This window comes from Nocardioides sp. 616 (assembly GCF_002930065.1).
Taxonomy (GTDB): domain Bacteria; phylum Actinomycetota; class Actinomycetes; order Propionibacteriales; family Nocardioidaceae; genus Nocardioides; species Nocardioides houyundeii.
Map to the genome: position 1 here is coordinate 227898 of NZ_POAG01000010.1, position 22803 is coordinate 250700.

Here is a 22803-nt window from a genome sequence, read left to right on the forward strand (position 1 = left end):
CAAGGCGGCGGAAGGGGTCACCACGGTGCGGACGTGTGCGCAGCGACACGGAATAGCCGCCCCGGGACCCGAGGTTGGTCACCCATGACCGATCTCGACCCCACCCGTCTGCTCGTCCCGCTCGACCTGGGCGCGGTGAAGGCCTCCAACCGGGTATTCATGGCCCCCCTCACCCGGATGCGGGCGGCCCAGCCCGGGGCGCTCGCGCACGAGCTGAGCGTGGAGTACTACCGCCAGCGCGCCTCAGCCGGACTGCTGATCACCGAGGGCACGCAGATCTCGGCCGAGGGCCAGGGGTACGCCGACACCCCGGGCATCAGCACGCCGGAGCAGGTCCGCGCCTGGCGGCGGGTGACCGACGCGGTGCACGCCGAGGGCGGCCTGATCGCGGCCCAGCTGTGGCACACCGGCCGGGTCAACCACGAGTCGCTGCACGACGGTGAGCTGCCGGTCTCCGCCTCCGCGCTGCCAGTCCGGGTGCGCACCAGCCTCAAGGACGCCGACGGCACCGTGGTCCGGGCCGACGCCCCCACCCCTCGCGCCCTGGAGACCGAGGAGATCCCCCGGCTGGTCGAGGACTACCGCCGGGCGACCGCGGCCGCCCGCGAGGCCGGCTTCGACCTGGTGGAGATCCACGCCGCGCACGGCTACCTGCTGCACCAGTTCCTCTCCGCCACCTCCAACGTCCGTACCGACGCCTACGGCGGCTCGCTGGAGAACCGGGCCCGGCTGGTGCTGGAGGTGGTGGACGCCTGCATCGCCGAGTGGGACAGCAACCGGGTCGCGATCCGGCTCTCCCCGCAGGGCAGGTTCAACGGTCTCGAGGACGCCGACGGCCCCACGGAGAGCCTGCACGTGATCCGCCGGCTCGCCGAGCGGGACCTGGCCTACCTCCACATCTCCGAGCCGGACTGGGCCGGCGGCACCGCACTGACCGAGGAGTACCGGCGCGAGCTCCGGGCGGCGTACCCCGGCACGCTGGTGGGCGCGGGCGCCTACGACGCCCAGAAGGCGGTCCGGCTGATCGAGGCGGGCCTGATCGACGCGGCCGCGTTCGGCCGCTCCTTCATCGCCAACCCGGACCTGCCGGTCCGCCTCGCCACCCGGGCACCGCTCAACGAGCCGGTACCGGCCACCTTCTACGGCGGCGGCGCGGAGGGCTACATCGACTACCCGGTGCTCTGAGGAGCCCCGGCGACGGCGCAGTGCCAGCTCCACAGGGCCAGGCCCAGCACGATCATCACCAGCGCCGTCAGCGCCATGCCCAGCGTCGACACCCCCACCACGGGGGTGATCAGCGCGGCGGTGGTGGCGTTGACCATCAAGGTGATGAACGTCCCGGCGGAGACCACGGCTCCGCGGCGCTCGGGGAAGAGGTCCATCATCATCAGCTGCAGCGTCGGGTAGGACATCCCGTTGCCCAGCGCCAGCACGCTCGGCCCGACGACGGCCCACGGCAGGTCGGCCTGCACCGGTGAGCACGAGATAGCCACCCCCACCGCGGCGCCGACCAGGGAGACCGCGAACCCCAGGCTGACCAGTCGGCGTCCGCTGATCCGGCCCGCGGCCCGTCCCGAGATCCAGGAGCCGCACATCATGGCGCCGATCATCGGGACGAAGAACATCCAGAAGTCGAGCTCGCCGCGCCCCAGCAGGTCGACCACGAAGATCGACGCCCCGCCGATGTAGAGGAACTGACCGGCGAAGGCGAACGTCGCGGCCCAGGCGACCCGGTGGAAGCCGGGGAGCCGGGCCACGTCGGCCAGGCCGGCGAGCACCGAGCCCAGGCGCAGCGGCACTCGTCGCTCCGGCGGGTGGCTCTCGGGCAGCGCCACGGCGGTGGCCACGATCAGGAGCACCCCGAGCACCGCCATGAAGACGAAGACGCCCGGCCAGGGGCCGAGCTGGAGCACCCAGCCGCCCACGATGGGCGCCACCGCCGGCGCCAGCCCGAAGATCATCGCGACGCGGCTCATCAGCACCTGCGCCTGGTCACCGTGGAAGAGGTCGCGGATGACGGTCCGGCTCACCACGGTCGCGCCGCCCGCGCTCAGGCCCTGGAGCACCCGGAAGGCCAGCAGCACCGTCAGGTCGGGCGAGAAGGCCGCGCCGATCGAGGCCAGCACGTAGACGGCGATGGAGCCGAGGATCACCGGCTTGCGGCCCACCGCGTCCGAGAGCGGCCCGTGGACGATGCTCATCACCGCGAACGGCGCCAGGTACGCCGTCACCACGAGCTGCATCTGCGAGGTGCCGACCCCGAACTCGTCCGCCATCTGCGCGAACGCCGGGAACGGGGTGTCGATGCTGAACGGCCCGATCATCGAGAGCATGGCCAGCACGATCGGGATGGCGACCAGCGCCCGCCTGCTGCGGAGGTCCAGGGTCGGATTCACCGGGCGAGTATGCGCTCCGACAGCACGCGCACCGCCAGGGAGGTGGTGGCCCCGACGTTGAGGTGGCCCACCACCCGCGAGACCCGGTCCGCGTCGAGCGGGAGCAGCCCGGGGGTGCCGGGGACGTCCGGGGTGAGGCCGAGATCCAGGTCGTCGCGGCCGGCCATCATGGCCAGGTTGAACTCGTACCGCTCCCGGGCGCCGGGGGCGGCGAGCCGCCGCACCACCGCGGCGCCCACCCGTCGTCCGCCGGTCTCGGTGCTCCAGGAGTCGAGCGCCGCCGCCACGTGGCGGCCCTCGCAGTGGTCGATGTCGGCCCAGACCGCCGCCATCGACCCCATCTGGGCCAGCAGCACCGGGGCGGTCTTGGCACCGATGCCGGCCACGCCGGGCAGGTTGTCGCTGGCGTCCCCGCGCAGCGCCGCGAACTCCAGGTACTGCCGCGCCGCCACGCCGTAGAGCGTGTGCAGGCGGTCGGGGTTGAGCAGCGGGGCGTTGCCCATCCCGCCGTCGATCAACCGGAGCACCTTGGTGTGGTCGCTGATGTGGGCGAAGGAGTCCCGGTCGGAGGTGACGATGACGCAGTTCCAGCCGTTCCGGCCCGCCCAGGTGGCTGCCGAGGCGCTGACGTCGTCGGCCTCCAGGCCCGCCGGGGTCAGGGTGGCGAGGCCGAGCGCGTCCAGCAGGGCACCAGCCCGGTCCAGCTGGTCGACCAGGGCGGCGTCCTTCACCGCGCGCCCGGCCTTGTAGTCGGGATACGCCTTGGCGCGCACCGAGGCGGTCCGGTCGTCCAGCCCGAAGATCACCGCGTCGGGGTCGAACCGCTCGATCGCCTCCAGGATCTGGCGCAGCATGCCGTGCAGGGCCCACGCCGGCCGCCCGCTGCGGTCACGCAGGTCGCTCTCGGCCCGGGCGTGGTGGTTGCGGTGGAGCAGCGACGGCGCGTCGACGGCGAGCAGCAGCCGGGGCTCGCCGAGTGCTCGCGGGAACGGGGACGTCACCCGACGATCATGGAGCACCGACCCTTCGGCATGATCGACCGCATGGAGTCTGTGATGGAGTCGGTGGTCGGCGGCCTCGACATACGGTGGGACCGACAGGTGCTGGAGCCACGCCCCTGGACCGTGGAGCAGGCCGAGTGGCTGGCCGAGCTGGGCGCCACGGCCCCGGCCGGCGCGGCGCTGGAGCTGTGCAGCGGCGTGGGCCACCTGGGCCTGGTGCTGCACCGGCTCACCGGTCGGCGGCTGGTGATGGTGGACGCCAACCCGCGGGCCTGCGAGCTGGCCACGGAGAACGCGCGGGCGGCCGGGATCGAGGAGCTGGAGATCCGGAACTCGGTGATGGCCCGAGCCCTGGCGCCCCAGGAGCGGTTCGCCCTGGTGCTGGCCGACCCGCCCTGGGTGCCGCGCGCGGAGATCACCCGCTTCCCCGACGACCCCACCATCGCGATCGACGGCGGTCCCACCGGCCTGGACCTGGCGGTGCAGTGCCTGGACCTGATCGAGCAGCACCTGCTCGACGGCGGGCACGCGGTGCTGCAGCTGGGCACCGCGGAGCAGGTCGAGGAGCTGATGGCCGAGCGCGCGCCCACCCGGGTGGAGCTGGTTGAGGTGCGCCGCCGCGACCGCGGCGTGCTGGCCCACCTCAGGACCTGCTGAGCCCCGGGCCCCGTCCCGCCCAGCTCCAGGCGTACGCCGGGTCCTCGGCGGCGAGGCCCGCCTCGCCCAGCTCCAGGGGGGCGAAGGTGTCGACCATCACCGCCAGCTCCTCGAACCGCTCGACCCCGAGCGAGGCCTCGATGGCGCTCGGCTGGGGCCCGTGGGCGTGGCCGCCGGGATGGAGGCTGATCGAGCCCACGTCGATGCCCGAGCCCTTGCGCGCCTCGTAGTCACCGGCGACGTAGAACATCACCTCGTCGGAGTCGACGTTGGAGTGGTAGTAGGGCACCGGGATCGCCAGCGGGTGGTAGTCGACCTTGCGGGGCACGAAGTTGCAGACCACGAAGTTGCGCCCCTCGAAGACCTGGTGCACCGGGGGCGGCTGGTGCACCCGGCCGGTGATCGGCTCGAACTCCGCGACGTTGAAGGTGTGGGGGTACAGGCAGCCGTCCCAGCCGACCACGTCGAAGGGGTGCCCGGCGTAGGTCAGCCGGGTGCCGACGATCCCGGCCGAGGTGCGGTGCTTGACGAGCACCTCGACGTCCTGGCCCTCGGCCAGCAGCGGCTCGCGCGGGCCGTGCAGGTCCCGCTCGCAGTAGGGCGCGTGCTCCAGCAGCTGGCCGTAGCGCGAGAGGTAGCGCTTGGGCGGGCCGAGGTGAGACGCGGCCTCGATGGCGTAGAGCCGGGACGGCTCGGACGGCACCCAGCGGTGGTCGCAGGCCCGCGGGACCACCACGTAGTCCCCGCTCCGGTAGGGCACCGCGCCGAACACCGTCTCCACGGTGCCGCTGCCGGCCTCGACGAAGACGCACTCGTCCCCGACCGCGTTGCGGTAGAGCGGCGAGGGGGCGGTGCCGGTCACGACGTAGGAGATCCGCACGTCGGCGTTGCCCAGCACCAGGCGCCGTCCGGTGACGGGGTCGGCGCCTGCACCCTCGGGGAACAGGCTGTGCAGCCGCAGGTGCCGCGGCTTGAGCGGGTGGTTGGGGGTCAGTCGCTGGTCGGGGAGCTCCCAGACCGCGCTGTCCACGATCGCGGAGGGGACCCCGCGGTGGTAGAGCAGCGAGGAGTCGGAGGAGAACCCCTCCTCCCCCATCAGCTCCTCGCGCAGCAGGCCGCCGCCCGCCTCGCGGTGCTGGGTGTGCCGCTTGGGCGGCACGTGCCCGACGAGCGCGTAGTGGACCATGTGGGCCTCCTTGTGGTCGATAGTCGAACGGTTGCGTCCGCATATCGCCGTCTGGCTACCATAGGTGGGTGCCACGGAATCCATCAAGCACCGACGTGCCCAGGGTTTGGCCCCGCGTCTGGACGGCCCTGGTCGACGACGCGGCCGTCTTCCCGCCCGGCGACCTGCCGCTGGCCGAGGCGCTGGCCGCCCACCGGGAGCACCGCGCCAGCCCGTACGGCGACCTGCTCGGGACCTTCGTGCTGCGCGACACCGACCTGCCCGGCGTCCGCGGGTTCGAGCACCCGGTCTCGGTGGTGGTCACCGGCGGCGCCGGTCAGATCGCCGGACCGCTGGGGCTGGCGGCGCGCCTGGGGTTGAGCCTCGGCGGCGTCGAGCTGGCCCTGCGCGACCTCGACGACCTCCCCCAGAATGCCCGCCGGGTGGTCGCCGCGGTCGACGCGGCCCGCGCCGAGGGGCTGCTGGACGAGGACACCCCGGTCCACGTCGAGGTGCCCGGCGACCTGACCGCAGGCTGGCTGCGCGCCGCCGACGAGCTGGCGGCACTCGAGCTGCGCCTGAAGTTCCGCACCGGCGGCACCGAGACCCACCAGGTCCCCAGCGAGGACCAGCTCGCGGCCCGGATCGACGCCGCGCTGGATCGGGAGACGCCGTTCAAGGCCACCGCCGGCCTGCACCACGCGGTGCGCCACACCGGCGCCGACGGGGCCGAGCACCACGGGTTCCTCAACGTACTGCTCGCCACCCGCCACGCCTTCGACGGCGCCGGCCACGAGGACGTCGTGGCCACCCTTGCCGACCGCGACCCCGACTCGGTCGTCGCGGCCGCCGCCGAGGCCGACCTGACCGGCGCCCGGCGCTGGTTCACCTCCTTCGGGTCCTGCTCGGTCCGCGAGCCGCTGGCGGACCTGCAGCGACTGGGGCTGCTGTGAGCGAGCAGGGTCTCGCGGACTCCGGGTTCGGCCCGGACCACCTGCCCTACGGCGTCTTCTCCGCCACCCCCGACGGTCCGCGACGGATCGGCGTCCGGCTGCACCAGGAGGTCCTCGACCTGGCGGGCCTGACCCAGTCCATCGGGGACACCCGGGTCGCCGACCTGTGGCGCTCGGCCACCCTCAACCCGTTCCTGGCCCTGGGCCGGCAGGCCTGGGACGACGCCCGGTCGTGGCTCACCGGACTGCTGGCCGACGAGCGGGCCGGCGACCTCGTCGCGCGCCACTCCCAGCCGCTGGCGGAGGTGGTGCTGCACCTGCCGTTCGCGGTCACCGACTACGTCGACTTCTACGCCTCCGAGCACCACGCCGCCAACGTGGGGCGCATCCTGCGACCCGACACCGCGCCCCTGCTGCCCAACTACAAGCACCTGCCGGTCGCCTACCACGGCCGGGCGGGCACCGTCGTGGTCAGCGGCACCGAGATCGTCCGGCCGCTCGGGCAGCGTGCCCCGGAGCCGTCCAGCGGCCCGGCTCAGCCGGTCTTCGGGCCGACCGAGCGGCTCGACCTCGAGGCCGAGGTCGGCTTCGTCGTGGGCCTCGGCACGGCCCTGGGCGAGCGGATCGCGACCGCGGACCTGGCCGAGCACGTGTTCGGCGTGGTGGGCCTCAACGACTGGAGCGCCCGCGACATCCAGGCGTGGGAGTACGTCCCGCTGGGCCCGTTCCTGGGCAAGAGCTTCGCCACCTCTGTCTCCGCCTGGGTGACGCCGCTGGCCGCCCTGGACGCCGCCTGGACCGACCTGCCCCGCCAGGACCCGACCCCCCTGCCCTACCTGGCACCGGGCACCACCCGGGGGCTGGCGATCGAGGTGGAGGTCGTGGTCAACGGGCACGTCGTCAGCCGCCCGTCGTACGCCGACATGTACTGGTCGCCGGCCCAGATGCTGGCCCACCTGACCGTCAACGGCGCCTCGGTCTCCCCGGGCGACCTCTTCGGCTCGGGCACCGTGTCGGGGCCCGAGGCGGGGCAGCGCGGCTCGCTGCTGGAGCTGACCTGGGGCTGGCGGGAGCCGGTCGCGCTCGGAGCCGAGCAGCGCACCGCGCTGCTGGACGGCGACGAGGTGGTGCTGCGCTACTCCGCCCCCGGCACCGGCGGCGGGCGCATCAGCCTGGGCGAGGTGGCCGGTCGGGTGGCCCCCGCCAGAGCGTGGACGGACGGCCCCCCAGCAGAGGCCGGGCGCCGCTAGGGTCGGTCTCCCGCGCCCGATTGCCCAGGTCAGGACCCAGATGAGTGCAACGCTGCTCCGCCGGACCGTCCGGCTGCTCACCGCCGTCACCGCGTTCGGCGTGGCCGCCAACACCCGTCGGCTGCGGGGTCGCGCCCAGCACCTGGCCCGCCTGGACTCGGAGCCGGCTCCCAGCGCCCCGGCCAGCACGCCCGGCTGGGTTGCGATCACCGCCACCGGGGTGAGGCTGGACGCGCGCACCCTGGACCAGGCCGCCGCGTGGGCGGTCCGGGAAGGGCTGGAGGCCGTCGACCTGGTGCCCGCGGACCTGCCGGTGGAGCGGGCGCTGGACCTGCTGCGCCAGGTCGACACCGAGGCGTTCCGCGCCGACCCGCTGACCCAGGGCCGGACCGCGGGCCATGCCCTGGTGGTCCGGGCCGACCTGGCCGCGCGGGCCGAGCTGCCGACGGGCCCGGTCTCCCCCGCGGAGCTGATCGAGGTGGCCCGGCAGGCCAAGCGCTTCGCACCCCGGGGCTGCGACCTCGCGGTGGCGCCGTACGAGCGCGCCGTGGGCCAGCGCCCGGGCGAGCAGCTCGCCGTGCAGCGCACCGTGTTCGACCGCTACGGCACCGTCAACCTCACCGCCATCGGTGCCGAGCTGGCGATCCTGGGGCTCGGCGCGCTGAGCACGCCGGCCCTGGGGCTGCCGGCGCTCGCCCTGCACCACGCCGCTCCGGCGGCCGTGCTGGCCGGCAACCCCGCGGGCCTGGCGCCGGGCGACCTCGCGGTCCGGACCGCGCTCCGCCTGCCCGGTGAGGCGCTGCGGCTGCTGCGGCTGCTGCGCGCCGACGCACCCCAGGCGGGGTCGATCCGGGCAGCCGACGCACTGCGCGAGGGCTACGCCAAGGAGCTGGCCGAGGGCACCGAGCGCTTCTTCGAGCCGCGGGTGGAGGCCTGTCGCTGGTGCGGGTCGCCCGACCTCTCCTGCCGGTTCGCCACCCCCGACCTGATCCAGCACAAGCCGGGCACCTTCGGTCTCGACGAGTGCGCCTCCTGCGGACACGTCTTCCAGAACCCGCGGCTGAGCATCGAGGGGCTGGACTTCTACTACCGGGACTTCTACGACGGCTTCGCCGGGGAGGAGATGGAGAAGGTCTTCGCCGCCGAGGCCAGCGAGTACGACGGCCGCGCCACCATGGTGGCGGCCCACGACCCCGCCCCGGCACGCTGGCTGGACGTGGGCAGCGGCCACGCGCACTTCTGCCTGGTGGCCCGCGACTACTTCCCCGAGACCTCCTTCGAGGGCATCGACCTGAGCGCGGGCATCGACGACGCCGCCCGGCGCGGCTGGGTGGACCGCGCCTACCGGGGGATGTTCCCCGACGTCGCCGCCGACCTGGCCGACCAGTTCGACGTGGTCAGCATGTTGCACTACCTGGAGCACACGCGCGAGCCCCGCCAGGAGCTCGACGCCGCGGCCACCGTGCTGGTCCCCGGCGGCCTGCTGATGGTGGAGGTGCCGGACCCCGAGTGCCCCTCGGCCCGCACCCTGGGTCGCTACTGGATGCCGTGGCTCCAGCCCCAGCACCAGCACTTCCTCTCCATGTCGCGGCTGGAGGAGGCGCTGGTCGAGCGCGGCTTCACCGTGCTGGAGCGCTACCGGGCCCCCTCGATGCGGGGACCCGACACCCTGGCCGCGGCCTGGCTGGCAGCAGGGCAGGTGGTGCCCCGACCCTGGATGCCGTGGCTGCCCCGCCCCACCCCCGCGCGACGGGCCGCTCGGATGGCGACGCTGGCCGCCGCCGTGCCGGCGGCCGTGGTTGCCGCTGCCGCAGGCCAGGTGACCTCGGCGCGGGCCAGCGAGGAGCCGGGCAACGCGTTCCGGGTGCTGGCGCGGTACGACGGCTAGATCCAGCCCATCAGATCCAGCCCATCAGATCCAGCCCATCAGATCCAGCCCATGCGACGGGCGGTCGCCACCGCCTCGTGCCGGTTGCCCGTCCCGAGCTTGGCGCTCACGCTGGAGAGGTAGTTGCGCACCGTCCCCGCCGAGAGATGGACGCGCCGGGCGATCTCGTCCACCGGCGCCCCGTCCCCCGCGGCCTCCAGCACGTCGGCCTCGCGCGGGGTCAGCGGGGAGTCGCCCGCCGCGATCGCCTCCGCGGCGAGCTCGGGGTCCACGTGCCGGCCACCGGCGTGCACCAGCCGCACCGCCTGGGCCAGCGTCGCGGCCGAGGCGGTCTTGGGCAGGAACCCTCGTACCCCGTCGGCCAGGGCTCGCTTCAGGTAGCCGGGACGACCGTGGCTGGTGACGATCAGGCAGCCACATCCGGGCAGGTCCCGGCCGATCGCGGCGGCCACCTCGATGCCGTCCAGGTCGGGCATCTGCAGGTCCAGCACCGCCACGTCGGGACGGGTCGCCAACGCCGCCGCGAGCGCCTCCGCCCCGGTGGCGGCCTGGGCGACGACCTCGAGGTCGTCCTCCAGGTCGAGCATCTGGGCCAGCGCGCTGCGGATCAGGTTCTCGTCGTCAGCGAGCAGCACCCGGATCACCGCTCCTCCTGCCCGGGGCCACTGCCCACGCCGAGGTCGACGGTCACCACGAACTCTCCGCCCGGCGCACCGCTGCCGCTCCGGGTCGCCAGGTGCTCATGGTCCAGGCGGGCGCTCAGCGGGGCGAGGTCCCCGGCCAGGGTGGCCAGGCCGCTGCCGTCCCCGTCGGGGTCCGGGGCGCGGCCCACCCCGTCGTTGCGCACCGTGACCCGGCAGCCGTCGTACTGGATGGCGACCCGGGTGGCCTCGGAGTGCCGCAGCACGTTGGTCACCGCCTCGCGCACCACCCGCGCCACGGGGGCGTGCCAGGCGGCCGGCAGGCCGTCCAGGTCGGCGGTGGCCGCGATCCCCGCCGAGGCGAGCAGCGAGACCGCGCCGTCCAGCTCCTGGTGCAGGTCCAGCGGCCGGTAGCCGCGCGCCAGCCCGCGGGCCTCGCGCAGCGCCTCGTGGGCGGTGGAGCGCACCTCGCGCACCAGGTCGGGGGCCCGCTCGTCGCCGCGCTCGGCCAGCGTGGCGGCCAGCTCGGCCTGCACCGCGATGGTCGACAGGTGCCGCCCGAGCACGTCGTGGACGTCGCGGGAGAACCGCAGCCGCTCCTCGGCCACGGCGAGCGCCGCCTGGGTGGCCCGCGCCCGATCGAGCTCGGTGACCACGCCGAGGAGCCAGAGCGAGCTGTGCACGGTGAAGGCGAAGAAGGCCGCGATCGCCGCCCCGTAGAGCGCCATCCCGAGGTGGCCGTCGCTCAGCCCCAGGATCGCCGCACCCGCGGCCACCACCACCGCCAGCACCCGGCGGTCCCGCAGCCCGCCCGCACCCCAGGCGATGGCCCCGACCAGCACGAACGCCGGTCCGAACCGCTCGTCCGCAGGGAGCGTGGCGGTCCACGCCGCGACCAGCACAGCGAGACCGGCCAGCGCCACCAGCCGACGTACCGGCAGCGGCCCGCGCTCGGGGTAGAGGTCGCAGGCGGCGCGCAGCAGCGAGGTGCCGAGACCGCCCAGCAGCACCCCGCCCACGATCATCAGCAGGATCGACCCCGGACGGTCGAACCCGGGAAGGGCGCTGAGCACGCCCAGCACGAGCAGGAACCAGAAGAGCACGAACAGCGACCCGCGGGTGTAGAGCTCCACCCGCTGCACGTCGCTGCTCCCGGACCAGCTGCGCCACCAGGCGCGCCGGGGCGGGGTCGGGGCGCTGGTGTCCACGACCGTGATCCTCTCAGGCCCGTTCCCCCTCAGCTCCGGGGCTCCCAGCGCAGCGACCGGACCGCCAGCAACACCGCCACCGCGGTCCAGGCCACCAGCACCCCCACCGACGGCGCCGCGTGGCTCCAGGTCTCAAGGAACGACAGTTCGCCGGCGGTGCCGTCCAGGCCGTCCTGGGCGAACCAGGCGATCCGGGTCAGGTCCAGCACCGCGGCGCCGGGCAGCAGGTCGAACCAGCGCTGCCAGGACTCCGGGAGCGCGGCCCCCATCAGGCCGGCCAGGGCCAGCAGCAGCACCGGCCCGCTGGTCAGCTGCGCCGACTCGGCCGTCTTCGTCCAGGCCGCGGTCCACACCGCGAACGCGGCGAAGGTGACGATGGAGAGCAGCACCGCCACTAGGAGCAGGACCGGGTTCAGCGGGAGGTCCAGCCCCGACGCCCAGGCGATCGGGACGGTGAGCACCGCCACCGCCAGGGTGATCGCGGCCCCCGGCAGCGCCATGGACGCCACCAGCTCCAGGTCCCGGATCTCGCCGGTCCGCAGCCGCTTGAGCACCATCTCGTCGCGGCGGCTGACGAACATCGAGAGCACGTTGTAGTAGCCCGGGAAGAGCAGCGCCATGAAGAGCGCGGTGCCGATGGTCGCCGCACCGCTGGTGGGGTCCGGCTCGTCGCCCCGGACCGCGAACAGCAGGCCGAGCGGCACCAGCGGCATCACGAAGGCGTAGAGCATCGTGGTGCGGTTGCGCACCATCAGCAGCCAGTTGAAGCGGGCCAGGCCGAGCGTCCGGTTGACGCTGGTGCCCAGGGTGACGTCGCTCATCGGGTTCCTCCTGCGAGGTCGGGGGCGATCGGGTCGTCGGAGTCGGCGGCCAGCTCCAGGAAGACCGACTCCAGCGTGGCCGTCCGGGCCTGCAGCCGCTCCAGCCGTACGTCGTGCTCCCGGGCCCCCACCAGCAGGTCGGTGAGAGCGCGCTGCAGGTCGACGACCCGCAGCACGGTCAGCTCGCCGTCGTGGCCGACCTCGGCGCCGGCAGGTGGCGTCCACCCGCCCGGCGGCGTGACGAAGGAGATCTGGGACGGGTGACCGGACACGATCTCGGCCACGCTGCCGTCCCGCACGATCTCGCCGGCCCGCATGATCGAGACCTGGTCGGCCAGGCTCTCGGCCTCCTCCAGGTAGTGCGTGGTCAGGAGCACGGTGGCGCCGGCGTCCCGCAGCCCGCGCACCAGCTGCCAGACGGCCCGACGGCTCTCGGGGTCCAGCCCCGTGGTGGGCTCGTCGAGCATCACCAGGTCGGGACGGCCGGCCAGCGTGCAGGCCAGGTCGACCCGGCGGTGCTCGCCGCCGGAGAGCGCCCGCATCCGGGTGTCCGCGTGCCGGGTCAGGTCGAGCATCTCCAGCGACTCAGCCACCGGGCGGGCGTCGGTGACGCAGGCCGACCACATGCGCACGGTCTCGGCCACGGTCAGGTCGCCCACGAACCCGCTGCGCTGCAGCAGCACCCCGGTGCGGCGGCGTACCGCGTGGCGGTCCGCGATCGGGTCCAGACCCAGGACGCGGACCTCGCCGCCGTCCGCCTCGGCCATTCCCTCGAGCACGTCCAGGGCCGAGGTCTTCCCCGCGCCGTTGACGCCCAGGAGGGCGTGGATCGTGCCGGGTCGCACGGACAGGTCGATGCCGCGCACCGCCTCGAACGCGTCCTCGCCGCTGCCGTAGGTACGTCGTAGCCCGCGCACCTCGATCGCCAGGTCCCCCGGCTCGGGCGCGGACCGGGGCCGGTCTTGGATGGTCGTCTGCTTCATGACGCCCAGTCTTCTCCGCGCCGACGGTGCCCAGTAGTGCGATCTGTCATCACCTGGCCGGCACGCAGGTGAGGGCTACACCCCCTGGTCCTCCAGGCCCGGGTGCGTCCAGGGGCGGCCGGCCCGCAGCTCCACCAGGGCACCGGGGTGCACCCGTCCCAGGTGCCGCAGCGCCCGGCGGCGGAAGCGCACGATCTGCAGCACCCCGAAGGCCCAGAACAGGTACTGCACCGACATCGCGATCCGGAAGTCGGCCAGGTCGTAGGCCGAGACCCCGCCGGGCTCGACGACGTCGAGCACCACCCCGATCAGCGCCATGGTCAGCAGCGAGGCCACGAACCCGCCGACGTTCACGATGCCGTTGGCCCGGCCCAGCGCCCCCACCGGGTGGAAGGTGCGGGCCAGGTCGAAGGCCACCATCGAGGCCGGTCCACCGCTCGCCGTGGCGAACGCCATCACCACCACCAGCCAGGTCGGCGAGGGCCCGTCGGAGGCCAGCACCGCGGTCCAGGCCAGCGCCATCACCGCGACCACGCCGATGACGACCCAGGAGCGGTAGTACGGCCAGCGGGCGATGGCCGCGCCGAGCACGAGCCCGCTGACCACCACCCACCCGGTCATCGCCATCAGCAGGGTCCCGGCGGCCACCTCGGACCAGCCCTGGCCGGCGACCAGGAACGGGAAGCCCCACAGCAGCGCGAAGACGGTGCCGGAGAACTGCGCGGTGAAGTGGGACCACATCCCGAGCCGGGTGCCGGGGTTGCCCCACACCAGGCGCAGCGACTGCGCCAGGGCCCCGAGCTTGACCCGCACCACTCCGGTGCTGGCGTACGGCGAGTCCTTGACCAGGCACGCCACGGCGACCAGCAGCACCACCCCCAGGGTGGAGGCACCGGCGAAGGTGCGGGTCCAGCCGGCGTGGTCCAGCAGCAGGGTCAGCGGGGCCGCCGCGGCGACCGCTCCCAGCTGTCCGCCCCAGCCGGTGACCTGGGTGACCATCGGCGCCTGGCGCACCAGGAACCAGACCGCCACCAGCCGGATCACGCTGACGAACACCATCGCGTCCCCGGCGCCCAGGATGCCGCGTGCCAGCACCGCCACCCCGAAGGAGGTGGCGAAGGCGAAGACCAGCTGGCCCAGGGTCATCAGCGCCAGCCCCCACAGCAGCAGGGCGCGGGACCCGAAGCGGTCCAGGAGCACCCCCACCGGCACCTGCATGGCGGCGTACACGACGAGCTGGAGGACGGTGAAGAAGGCGAGCTGGGTGGCGGAGATGCCGAACCGCTCCGAAGCCAGCAGCCCGGCCACGCCGAGCGAGCTGCGGTGGAAGACCGCCAGCACGTACACGGCCATGGCGACCAGCCAGATGGACCACGCGCGGCGGCGGCCGATGTCGTGGACCTGCTCGCGTTGCACGTCGGCAGTCTGCCCCACGGGCGCCTCGGGCCGGGCAGGCGTCCCTGCGGATAATGACGCCCATGACATCGCCCCTGACCCCGCCCGCGACAAACAAGCTCGACGTGGCCGTGGTCGGAGCCGGGATCGTGGGCCTGGCGGTGGCCCGCGAGGTGCTTCGTCGTCGGCCCGGCGCCTCGGTGGCGGTGATCGAGCAGGAGAGCGGCGTCGCGGCACACCAGACCGGGCACAACTCCGGTGTGGTGCACGGGGGCATCTACTACGAGCCGGGTTCGCTCAAGGCGCGACTCTGCGTCGAGGGCGCGGCCCTGATGTATGCCTACGCCGAGGAGCACGGCATCCCGCACGAGCGGTGCGGCAAGCTGATCGTGGCCGTCGAGGACGCCGAGCTGCCGCGGCTGGACGCCCTGGAGCAGCGCGGCCTGGCCAACGCCGTACCGGGGCTGCGCCGGGTGGGCGCTGCGGAGATCGCGGAGATCGAGCCGAACGCCACCGGGCTCTCCGCGCTGCACGCCCCCAACACCGGGATCATCGACTACACGCATGTCTGCCGGACCATCCAGGGCGAGCTCGAGCAGGCGGGCGTCGCCTTCCACTTCGACACCGAGGTCCTCGGCGTCACCGAGGGCGTGGACTGCACCCTGGAGCTGCGGCACGGCGGCGAGCCCACGAGCCTGCGCGCCACCGAGGTGATCACCTGCGCCGGCCTGTGGTCGGACCGGCTGGCCCGGCGCTCCGGTGCCGACCCGGACCCCCGGATCGTGCCCTTCCGGGGCGCCTACCTGCGGCTGCGCGACGCCGGTGAGCCGGTGGTCCGCGGCATGGTCTACCCGGTGCCGGACCCGACGCTGCCCTTCCTCGGCGTGCACGTGACCAAGCACATCGACGGCCACGTGATGCTGGGGCCGACCGCGATGATGGTGCCCTCGCGCGACGGCTACCTGTTCCGCACCATGCGGCCCCGCGACATCGCCGAGACCCTCGCCTGGCCGGGCTCGTGGCAGGTGGCCCGCAAGTACTGGCGCACGGGCCTGACCGAGATCAGGATGGCCACCAGCAAGGCGGCCTACGTGCGCGCCGCCGCGGCGTACGTCCCGTCCCTGACCACCGCCGACCTGGACGGCAGCTTCTCCGCAGGGGTGCGGGCCCAGGCCGTGGGGCGCGACGGCACCCTGGTGGACGACTTCACCATCTCCTCGGTGGGGGCGGTCTCGCACGTGCGCAACGCCCCCTCCCCCGCGGCCACCTCCTCGTTCGCGCTGGCGCGCGAGCTGGTGGACCGGATCGAGGCGCGGCGCTGACGGGTCCCCCGGGAGATGCAGCAGACCCCCACACGATCCGTGTGGGGGTCTGGCGCCTGGTACCTAGACCAGTGGCAGGTGAAGGATTCGAACCTTCGAAGGCGTAAGCCGACGGATTTACAGTCCGCTCCCATTGGCCGCTCGGGCAACCTGCCTCGTTCTCATTCGCCCCCGGGCCGTTTGGCCCTGGGACGACAAGGCGAAAGAATAGCCCAAGCAACATGCCGCAGGACAAATCACCCCACCAGCCACGTCAGCAGGAGATCCCCATGGCCGACTCGTCGTTCGACATCGTGAGCAAGCTCGACCGCCAGGAGGTCGACAACGCGCTCGGACAGACGGCGCGCGAGATCTCCACCCGCTTCGACTTCAAGGGCACCGGAGCCACCATCGAGTGGCAGGGCGACCAGGCCATCGAGATCAGCGCGTCGGCCGACGACCGCGCCACCGCGGTGCTCGACGTGTTCAAGGACAAGCTGATCAAGCGCCAGCAGTCGCTGAAGATCCTCGACGCCTCCGAGCCCCGCCCCTCGGGCCAGCAGTCGAAGATCTCGATCACCCTCAAGGAGGGCATCACCTCCGAGGACGCCAAGAAGATCTCCAAGCTGATCCGCGACGAGGGCCCCAAGGGCGTCAAGGCCCAGATCCAGGGCGACGAACTGCGGGTCTCCAGCAAGAAGCGTGACGACCTGCAGGCCGTCCAGGCGCTGGTGAAGTCCCAGGACCTGGAGTTCGCGGTGCAGTTCACCAACTACCGCTGACCCTGCCGCGCGGCGCCCGAGAATGGCGACGGGACCGCCCCGAGCGCGCAGGTGCGCACCTGAGGCGGTCCCGTGGGCCGCAGACCCGGTCAGACCGCGTGCATGGTCCTCATGGTGGTCGCACCCGAGGCCACGGTGAGCCAGACGGTCTTGCCCTCCTCGAGCCCCAGCGAGCGGGCGTTGGTGCGGGTGAGCGTGATCGTGACCTCCTCACCGTCCTCGGTGAGCACGGTGAGACGCACCTCGAAGCCGATGCGGAGCATCCGGGAGATCTCGCCCTGGGCGGCACCGGCCAGCAGCGGCGTGGTGGTGACCTCGATGTCGTGCGGTCGGACCAGCTCGCCGTTGAGCCGGGTCACGTCGCCGAGGAAGCTCATCACGAAGTCGTTCGCCGGCTCGTCGTAGAGCTGGTCGGGGCTGCCGATCTGCTCCACCCGACCCTGGTTGATCACCACGATCTCGTCGGCGACCTCGAGGGCCTCCTCCTGGTCGTGGGTCACGAACACCGTCGTCACGTGCACCTCGTCGTGCAGCCGACGCAGCCAGTCGCGCAGCTCCTTGCGCACCTTGGCGTCCAAGGCGCCGAAGGGCTCGTCCAGCAGCAGCACGTTGGGCTCGATGGCCAGCGCGCGCGCCAACGCCATCCGCTGGCGCTGGCCACCGGAGAGTTGGGCCGGGAGCCGGTTGGCGAACTGGTCGAGGTGGACCAGCTTGAGCATCTCCTCGACCCGGCGGGCCACCTCCTCCTTGGGCTTCTTGCGGATCTCCAGGCCGAAGGCGACGTTCTTGGCCACGCTCATGTGCTTGAACGCCGCGTAGTGCTGGAAGACGAAGCCGACGTTGCGCTTCTGCGGCGGGAGCTTGGTGGCCTCCACGCCCTCGATGCTGATCGTGCCGGAGTCGGCGGTCTCCAGCCCGGCGATGATGCGCAGCAGCGTGGACTTGCCGCCACCGCTGGGCCCGAGCAGGGCGGTCAGCTGGCCGGTGGGGATCGAGACACTCACGTCCTCGAGGGCCACGAAGTCCCCGAAGTTCTTGTTGACCCCTGTTACTTCGATACTCACGTGCGAGCCTTCCTCGGGCAGGTACGGGGGGACGGAGCCGGCGTCATCGCGCGTGCTCCTTGGGCCGGATGATCGCGACGATCACGATGCAGGCGACGGACACCATCGCCAGCAGGAAGGCCATCGCGTAGGCGCCCTGCTGATCGAAGTTGAGGTACTTCTCCTCGACCACCAGGGTCGCGGTGCGGGTCTGGCCCAGGAGGTTGCCCGAGACGACCTTCACGGCCCCGAACTCACCCAGCGAGCGCGCCATGCTGAGGACGACGCCGTAGACGACAGCCCACTTGATGGCCGGCAGGGTGACGCGCCAGAAGGTCTGGGCCGGGCTGGCGCCCAGGCTCATCGCCGCCTGCTCCTGCTCGATGCCGATCTCCTCCAGCACCGGCACCACCTCGCGGATCACCAGCGGCAGCGCCACGAAGGCAGTGGCCATGATGATGCCCGGGGTGGCGAAGATGACCTGGAAGCCCCAGCTCTCCAGCGTGGGGCCGAGCCAGCCGTTGCGGCCGCCGTAGACCAGGACCAGGGAGAGACCGACCACCACCGGGGAGACCGAGAGCGGGAGGTCGACCAGGGCACTGAGCGCCCGCTTGCCGGGGAACTGGTAGCGCACCAGCAGCAGGGACATGCCGACCCCGAAGACGGTGTTGATGACCACCGCGATCACCGCGCACAGCACGGTGAGCTTCAGGGCGGCAACCACGTCGGTGTCCTCCAGCAGCCCGGTGATGGCGCCGAAGCCGCCGTCGAAGGTGTGGGTCACCACCAGGGACACCGGCCAGGCCACCAGCAGGAACAGGTAGCCGATGACGATGAAGCGGAGCAGGTACTTAACCACGTCGTCCCATCCTTCGCTGGATGACGTCGAGCGCCACGATGACGGCCAGGGAGATGACCAGCAGCACCGTCGCCGTCGCGGCCGCGCCCGCCAGGTTGTTGTTCTCGATGCTGCCCAGGATCCGCACCGAGGTCACCTCGGTCTGGAAGGGCAGGTTGCCCGAGAGCAGCACGAGCGAGCCGTACTCGCTGACGCCGCGGGCGAACGAGAGGGCTGCTCCCGCCGCGATCGCCGGGGTCAGGCTGGGCAGGATCACCCGGCGGAAGGTGGTGAACTTGCTGGCACCGAGCGAGGCGGCAGCCTCCTCCACGTCGCGGTCCAGCTCGGCCAGGACCGGCTGCACCATGCGCACCACGAAGGGCAGCGTGACGAACAGGAAGGCCAGGAAGACGCTGGACTGCTTGTTGGCCACGTCGATGCCCAGCGGGCTGTCCTGGCCGTAGAGCGAGAGCAGCACCAGTCCGGCGACGATGGTCGGCAGCGCGAACGGGATGTCGATCAGCACCTCCAGCGCGCCCTTGCCGAAGAACCGGTCCCGGACCAGGACCCAGGCGATCAGGGTGCCCACGAAGACGTTGACGACCGTGACCAGGAGCGCCTGGGTCACGGTGAGCTTGATGGCCGCAGCCGTCTGCTCGTTGGTCACTGCGGTCCAGAAGCCGTCCCACCCACCTGCGGCCGCCGTACCGACGACGGCGCACAGGGGGATGAGCACGAGCAGGCTGAACCACAGCATCGCGATGCCCAGGCCGAGGCCCGAGGATCGCGTCAGGTTCGACCGCGGGGCCGACCGGCGCTTGCGCGCCGGCCGGCCCTGCGTGACTTGGAGAGTCGTCACGAGTTGATCGTCACTCCGTCGCCTTGCCGGAGGCGGCGATCGCCAGGGTGACCAGACCGGTCTCCTCGTCGAAGAACTTGTCCGAGACCTCGCTCCAGCTGCCGAAGTCCTTCTCCACGGTGAGCAGGTTGGGCACCACCGGGAAGGGGTCGGACGGGTCCTTGGCACCCTCGACGGTGCCCCCGAAGTCGACGTCGTCGCGGATGGGGCGGAAGCCGGTCAGCGCAAACTGACGCTGGCCCTCGTCGCTGACCACGAAGTCCAGCCAGTCCTTCGCGATCGGGTCGGCGTCCTTGAGCACGGCGCCCGGGTTCTCGATGAGCAGCGTGGTGTCCGGGATGATGTACTCGAAGCCCTCGCCGTTCTGCGCGGCCAGGATGGCCTCGTTCTCGTAGGCCATCAGCACGTCACCGGTGCCGCCGAGGAACGCGGTGGTGGCGTCCCGGCCGCTGCCGGGCAGCGAGACGACGTTGCCGAAGAACTTGTCGACGTACGCGGCGGCGTCCTCCTCGGTGCCACCGTCGGCGACGGACTGGCCCCACGCAGCGAGGGCGTTCCAGCGGGCCGCGCCCGAGGAGGCGGGGTTGGGCGTGACGATCTCCACGCCCGGCTTGACCAGGTCGTCCCAGGTCTGGATGTTCTTGGGGTTGCCGTCACGGACACCGAAGACCACCACGGAGTGCGACACGACGCCCTTGTTCTCACCCGCGTCCCAGTCGTCGGCGACCAGACCGGCATCGACCAGGCGGGTCACGTCACTGGCCACGGAGAAGTGGACGTAGTCGGCCTCGAGACCGTTCTCCACCGCACGGCTCTGGTCGCCGGACGCACCGTAGGACGTCTGGAACTTCGCACCCTTGCCGGCGTCGGTCTTGACGAACTCCGCGCCGATGGCCTTGTTGGCAGCCTCGGGAACCGCGAACCCGACGATGTTGATCGTCTTGTCGTCCGCGGCGCTGTCCGCGTCGCCGCCACATCCGGCCAGCGCCGCCACGCTGGCGACCGCGAGAGCCGCGATGGCGCCCACTCGTGTCCTGCTCGTGCTCTTCATCGTTGCTCCCTGCTTGAAGCCGCCCCTCGACGACTAACCGGCGAATGTTCACCAGATTACATGACTTTAGAGACATACGTTGAATTTAAGACGGGTACTCCGGCGTGTCGCAGGTCACCCGGGGCGGTTTACCTAAATCTGGACGATTCAAGACGCGGTCGGCGTTCGCACACTGCAGGGTTAATGTGGACGACACCCCGTCACCGAAGCAGTCACCCAGCCGCGTCCATGCGAGTAGTGAAGGAAAGACACGCTGTGTCCAAGCAGGTCAAGCAGCTCGATCGCGTCATCATCCGTTTCGCTGGCGACTCCGGGGACGGGATGCAGCTCACCGGCGACCGGTTCACCCAGGAGTCCGCGGCGTTCGGCAACGACCTCGCGACCCTGCCCAACTTCCCTGCCGAGATCCGCGCACCTCAGGGGACCCTCCCCGGCGTGTCGTCGTTCCAGGTGCACTTCGCCGACCACGACATCCTGACCCCGGGCGACGCCCCCGACGTGCTCGTCGCGATGAACCCCGCGGCCCTGCGCGCCAACCTGGGCGACCTGCCCAAGGGCGCGACCATCATCGTCGACACCCACGACTTCACCGCGCGCAACCTGACCAAGGCCGGCTACGCGACGTCTCCGCTGGAGGACGAGTCGCTGGCCGAGTACGCCGTGCACCAGCTCGACCTCACCGGCATGACGGTCGCGGCGGTCAAGGAGTTCGGGCTCTCCCGCAAGGACGCTGCCCGGGCCAAGAACATGTTCGCGCTGGGCCTGCTCTCGTGGATGTACGGACGCCCCACCGAGTCCACGATCGAGTTCCTGTCCCGCCGGTTCGCCAAGGTGCCCGACATCCGCGACGCCAACATCACCGCGTTCAAGTCCGGCTACTACTTCGGCGAGACCACCGAGGCGTTCGTGGTCTCCTACGAGATCAAGCCCGCCCCGATGGCGCCGGGCACCTACCGCAACATCACCGGCAACCTCGCGCTCGCCTACGGCCTGGTTGCCGGGGGCGTGCAGTCGGGGCTCCCGGTCTTCCTGGGCTCCTACCCGATCACCCCGGCCTCCGACATCCTGCACGAGCTGAGCAAGCACAAGGCCTTCGGCGTGACCACGCTGCAGGCCGAGGACGAGATCGCCGGCGTCGGCGCCGCGATCGGCGCCTCCTTCGTCGGCCACCTGGGGGTGACCACCACCTCAGGTCCCGGGATCGCCCTGAAGTCCGAGGCCATCGGCCTCGCGGTGATGACCGAGCTGCCCCTGGTCGTCGTCGACGTGCAGCGCGGCGGCCCCTCCACCGGGCTGCCGACCAAGACCGAGCAGGCCGACCTGCTGCAGGCGATGTTCGGGCGCAACGGCGAGTCGCCGGTGCCGGTGATCGCCCCGCAGTCCCCCGGCGACTGCTTCGACGCCGCGGTGGAGGCGATCCGGATCGCGGTCACCTACCGCACCCCGGTGATGCTGCTCTCCGACGGCATGCTCGCCAACGGCTCCGAGCCGTGGCGCGTCCCGGAGGTCTCCGAGCTGCCCACGATCGACCCCGACTTCGCCACCGCGCCCAACCACACCAGCCAGGACAAGAACGGCCAGGAGAAGCAGGAGTTCTGGCCCTACGTCCGCGACGAGGCCACGCTCGCGCGGCCCTGGGCGGTCCCCGGCACCCCCGGCCTCGAGCACCGCATCGGCGGGCTGGAGAAGGGCGACGGGCACGGCAACATCTCCTACGACCCGGCCAACCACGACTTCATGGTCCGCACCCGGGCGGCCAAGGTGGCCCGGATCGCGGACTCCCTGCCCCCGCTTGAGGTCGACGACCCCTCGGGCCAGGCCAAGGTCCTGGTCATCGGCTGGGGATCGACCTACGGACCCATCGGAGCCGCCGTACGCCGGGTGCGGAAGGCCGGCTACCACGTCGCCCAGACCCACCTGCGACACCTCAACCCGATGCCGAACGACCTCGGCGAGATCCTCGCCCGCTACGACAGCGTGCTGGTCCCGGAGATGAACCTGGGCCAGCTCTCCATGCTGCTCCGCGCGCAGTACCTGGTCGACACCGTCGGCTACAACCAGGTCAACGGCATGCCCATCAAGGCCGCCGAGCTGGCCGACGCCATCGGGCAGCTGGTCTCAGCCGCCGAGGGCGTGCCCGTGAACCTCTCGACCGACGTCGCCGCCCCCGCGGAAGGAGCCACCCGATGACCGCCATCCAGGGCAACAACGCAGACCTCACCACCACCGACCTGCCGTTCCCCGGCCTGGCCGGCGTCCCGACCGTGGACGCCGACGTCAAGCAGACCGGCAAGGACTTCACCTCCGACCAGGAGGTCCGCTGGTGCCCCGGCTGCGGCGACTACGCCGTCCTCAAGGCCGTCCAGTCCTTCCTCCCCGACCTCGGACTCCGCCGCGAGAACATCGTCTTCGTCTCCGGCATCGGCTGCTCCTCGAGGTTCCCCTACTACCTCGACACCTACGGCATGCACTCCATCCACGGACGCGCCCCCTCCATCGCCACCGGCATCGCCACCGCCCGCGAAGACCTCTCCGTCTGGGTCGTCACCGGCGACGGCGACGCCCTCTCCA

The 22803-nt window shown here is 72.2% G+C and carries 21 protein-coding genes and 1 tRNA gene; 9 read left to right on the forward strand and 13 right to left on the reverse strand.

The features are described from left to right. Window positions 1-84: 84 nt before the first annotated feature. Window positions 85-1185 carry an N-ethylmaleimide reductase gene (gene nemA, locus C5H89_RS03085; RefSeq protein WP_104105607.1) on the forward strand — a complete coding sequence of 367 codons (1101 nt, stop codon included), beginning with the start codon at window positions 85-87 and terminating at the stop codon, window positions 1183-1185. Here the strand turns inward: nemA and C5H89_RS03090 are convergent. Beyond that, window positions 1170-2396 carry a multidrug effflux MFS transporter gene (locus tag C5H89_RS03090; protein WP_205304830.1) on the reverse strand — a complete coding sequence of 409 codons (1227 nt, stop codon included), beginning with the start codon at window positions 2394-2396 and terminating at the stop codon, window positions 1170-1172. The genes nemA and C5H89_RS03090 overlap by 16 nt on opposite strands. Then, window positions 2393-3397 (reverse strand): 5'-3' exonuclease H3TH domain-containing protein, encoded by a 1005-nt coding sequence (locus C5H89_RS03095; RefSeq protein WP_104105608.1) that lies wholly within the window; start codon window positions 3395-3397, stop codon window positions 2393-2395. Before C5H89_RS03095 ends, C5H89_RS03090 begins: the two co-directional genes overlap by 4 nt. Window positions 3398-3439: 42 nt before the next feature. Between C5H89_RS03095 and C5H89_RS03100 the strand changes: the two genes are divergently transcribed. Continuing rightward, a complete protein-coding gene (locus tag C5H89_RS03100; protein ID WP_162799184.1) occupies window positions 3440-4054 on the forward strand; it encodes a class I SAM-dependent methyltransferase in 615 nt (204 codons plus the stop codon). Here the strand turns inward: C5H89_RS03100 and C5H89_RS03105 are convergent. Further along, entirely contained in the window at window positions 4041-5240 is a 1200-nt protein-coding gene (locus tag C5H89_RS03105) for a homogentisate 1,2-dioxygenase domain-containing protein (protein ID WP_104105610.1), read from the reverse strand. The two genes, C5H89_RS03100 and C5H89_RS03105, sit on opposite strands and share 14 nt — an antisense overlap. Window positions 5241-5335: 95 nt before the next feature. On the opposite strand from C5H89_RS03105, the gene C5H89_RS03110 reads away from it, so the two are divergent. Genes C5H89_RS03110 through C5H89_RS03120 form a run of 3 tightly spaced genes read left to right on the forward strand, consistent with a single transcriptional unit; the run spans window position 5336 to window position 9310 of the window. Continuing rightward, the gene (locus C5H89_RS03110; protein WP_104105611.1) at window positions 5336-6172 is read left to right on the forward strand and encodes a hypothetical protein; all 837 of its coding nucleotides are present in this window, start codon (window positions 5336-5338) and stop codon (window positions 6170-6172) included. Next, window positions 6169-7422 (forward strand): fumarylacetoacetase, encoded by a 1254-nt coding sequence (gene fahA, locus C5H89_RS03115; protein ID WP_104105612.1) that lies wholly within the window; start codon window positions 6169-6171, stop codon window positions 7420-7422. The genes C5H89_RS03110 and fahA overlap by 4 nt, the downstream gene beginning before the upstream one ends. Window positions 7423-7462: 40 nt before the next feature. Next, window positions 7463-9310, forward strand: a complete 1848-nt coding sequence (locus C5H89_RS03120) for a class I SAM-dependent methyltransferase (protein ID WP_104105613.1) — start codon at window positions 7463-7465, stop codon at window positions 9308-9310. Window positions 9311-9348: 38 nt separating this feature from the next. Here C5H89_RS03120 and C5H89_RS03125 read toward each other — a convergent pair whose 3' ends face one another. The 5 genes from C5H89_RS03125 to C5H89_RS03145 form a co-directional block, all read right to left on the reverse strand. Continuing rightward, entirely contained in the window at window positions 9349-9954 is a 606-nt protein-coding gene (locus C5H89_RS03125; RefSeq protein WP_104105614.1) for a response regulator transcription factor, read from the reverse strand. Further along, window positions 9951-11159: a histidine kinase gene (locus tag C5H89_RS03130; protein WP_104105615.1), complete on the reverse strand. Its 1209-nt coding sequence runs from the start codon at window positions 11157-11159 to the stop codon at window positions 9951-9953. Before C5H89_RS03130 ends, C5H89_RS03125 begins: the two co-directional genes overlap by 4 nt. A gap of 29 nt (window positions 11160-11188) precedes the next feature. Continuing rightward, window positions 11189-11980: an ABC transporter permease gene (locus tag C5H89_RS03135; RefSeq protein WP_104105616.1), complete on the reverse strand. Its 792-nt coding sequence runs from the start codon at window positions 11978-11980 to the stop codon at window positions 11189-11191. Further along, window positions 11977-12963: an ABC transporter ATP-binding protein gene (locus C5H89_RS03140; protein WP_104105617.1), complete on the reverse strand. Its 987-nt coding sequence runs from the start codon at window positions 12961-12963 to the stop codon at window positions 11977-11979. Before C5H89_RS03140 ends, C5H89_RS03135 begins: the two co-directional genes overlap by 4 nt. Before the next feature lie 75 nt (window positions 12964-13038). Next, window positions 13039-14379, reverse strand: a complete 1341-nt coding sequence (locus C5H89_RS03145) for an MFS transporter (RefSeq protein ID WP_240181663.1) — start codon at window positions 14377-14379, stop codon at window positions 13039-13041. A gap of 62 nt (window positions 14380-14441) precedes the next feature. Here C5H89_RS03145 and lhgO point away from each other — a divergent pair, with 62 nt between their 5' ends. After that, entirely contained in the window at window positions 14442-15680 is a 1239-nt protein-coding gene (gene lhgO, locus C5H89_RS03150) for an L-2-hydroxyglutarate oxidase (protein ID WP_104105619.1), read from the forward strand. 72 nt (window positions 15681-15752) lie between these two features. Here the strand turns inward: lhgO and C5H89_RS03155 are convergent. After that, a tRNA-Tyr gene (locus C5H89_RS03155) sits at window positions 15753-15835 on the reverse strand. Between the two features lie 114 nt (window positions 15836-15949). On the opposite strand from C5H89_RS03155, the gene C5H89_RS03160 reads away from it, so the two are divergent. Next, complete coding sequence (locus tag C5H89_RS03160; RefSeq protein ID WP_104105620.1) at window positions 15950-16441, forward strand: YajQ family cyclic di-GMP-binding protein; 492 nt, start codon at window positions 15950-15952, stop codon at window positions 16439-16441. A gap of 89 nt (window positions 16442-16530) precedes the next feature. Here the strand turns inward: C5H89_RS03160 and C5H89_RS03165 are convergent, their stop codons facing one another. Genes C5H89_RS03165 through C5H89_RS03180 form a run of 4 tightly spaced genes read right to left on the reverse strand, consistent with a single transcriptional unit; the run spans window position 16531 to window position 20232 of the window. Further along, window positions 16531-17505 (reverse strand): TOBE-like domain-containing protein, encoded by a 975-nt coding sequence (locus C5H89_RS03165; protein WP_104105621.1) that lies wholly within the window; start codon window positions 17503-17505, stop codon window positions 16531-16533. A 43-nt stretch (window positions 17506-17548) separates the two neighbouring features. Continuing rightward, window positions 17549-18343: a sulfate ABC transporter permease subunit gene (locus tag C5H89_RS03170; protein WP_104105622.1), complete on the reverse strand. Its 795-nt coding sequence runs from the start codon at window positions 18341-18343 to the stop codon at window positions 17549-17551. Then, on the reverse strand, window positions 18336-19181 hold the full coding sequence (gene cysT / locus C5H89_RS03175; protein ID WP_104105623.1) for a sulfate ABC transporter permease subunit CysT: 846 nt from the start codon (window positions 19179-19181) through the stop codon (window positions 18336-18338). The genes C5H89_RS03170 and cysT overlap by 8 nt, the downstream gene beginning before the upstream one ends. A 10-nt stretch (window positions 19182-19191) precedes the next feature. Next, the gene (locus tag C5H89_RS03180; protein WP_104105624.1) at window positions 19192-20232 is read right to left on the reverse strand and encodes a sulfate ABC transporter substrate-binding protein; all 1041 of its coding nucleotides are present in this window, start codon (window positions 20230-20232) and stop codon (window positions 19192-19194) included. A 255-nt stretch (window positions 20233-20487) separates the two neighbouring features. Between C5H89_RS03180 and C5H89_RS03185 the strand changes: the two genes are divergently transcribed. Then, window positions 20488-22422, forward strand: a complete 1935-nt coding sequence (locus C5H89_RS03185; protein WP_240181664.1) for a 2-oxoacid:acceptor oxidoreductase subunit alpha — start codon at window positions 20488-20490, stop codon at window positions 22420-22422. Further along, window positions 22419-22803: thiamine pyrophosphate-dependent enzyme (locus C5H89_RS03190; RefSeq protein WP_240181666.1), on the forward strand; the 385-nt coding region annotated here is incomplete at its 3' end. The genes C5H89_RS03185 and C5H89_RS03190, both read left to right, overlap by 4 nt.

What these genes read in the sequence shown, in the direction of transcription:
- C5H89_RS03160 (WP_104105620.1), top strand. Translation starts at nt 15,950, where the DNA reads ATGGCCGACTCGTCGTTCGACATCGTGAGCAAGCTCGACCGCCAGGAG.
- lhgO (WP_104105619.1), top strand. Translation starts at nt 14,442, where the DNA reads ATGACATCGCCCCTGACCCCGCCCGCGACAAACAAGCTCGACGTGGCC.
- C5H89_RS03180 (WP_104105624.1), bottom strand. Translation starts at nt 20,232, where the DNA reads ATGAAGAGCACGAGCAGGACACGAGTGGGCGCCATCGCGGCTCTCGCG.
- C5H89_RS03105 (WP_104105610.1), bottom strand. Translation starts at nt 5,240, where the DNA reads ATGGTCCACTACGCGCTCGTCGGGCACGTGCCGCCCAAGCGGCACACC.
- C5H89_RS03135 (WP_104105616.1), bottom strand. Translation starts at nt 11,980, where the DNA reads ATGAGCGACGTCACCCTGGGCACCAGCGTCAACCGGACGCTCGGCCTG.
- C5H89_RS03120 (WP_104105613.1), top strand. Translation starts at nt 7,463, where the DNA reads ATGAGTGCAACGCTGCTCCGCCGGACCGTCCGGCTGCTCACCGCCGTC.
- C5H89_RS03140 (WP_104105617.1), bottom strand. Translation starts at nt 12,963, where the DNA reads ATGAAGCAGACGACCATCCAAGACCGGCCCCGGTCCGCGCCCGAGCCG.
- nemA (WP_104105607.1), top strand. Translation starts at nt 85, where the DNA reads ATGACCGATCTCGACCCCACCCGTCTGCTCGTCCCGCTCGACCTGGGC.
- C5H89_RS03100 (WP_162799184.1), top strand. Translation starts at nt 3,440, where the DNA reads ATGGAGTCTGTGATGGAGTCGGTGGTCGGCGGCCTCGACATACGGTGG.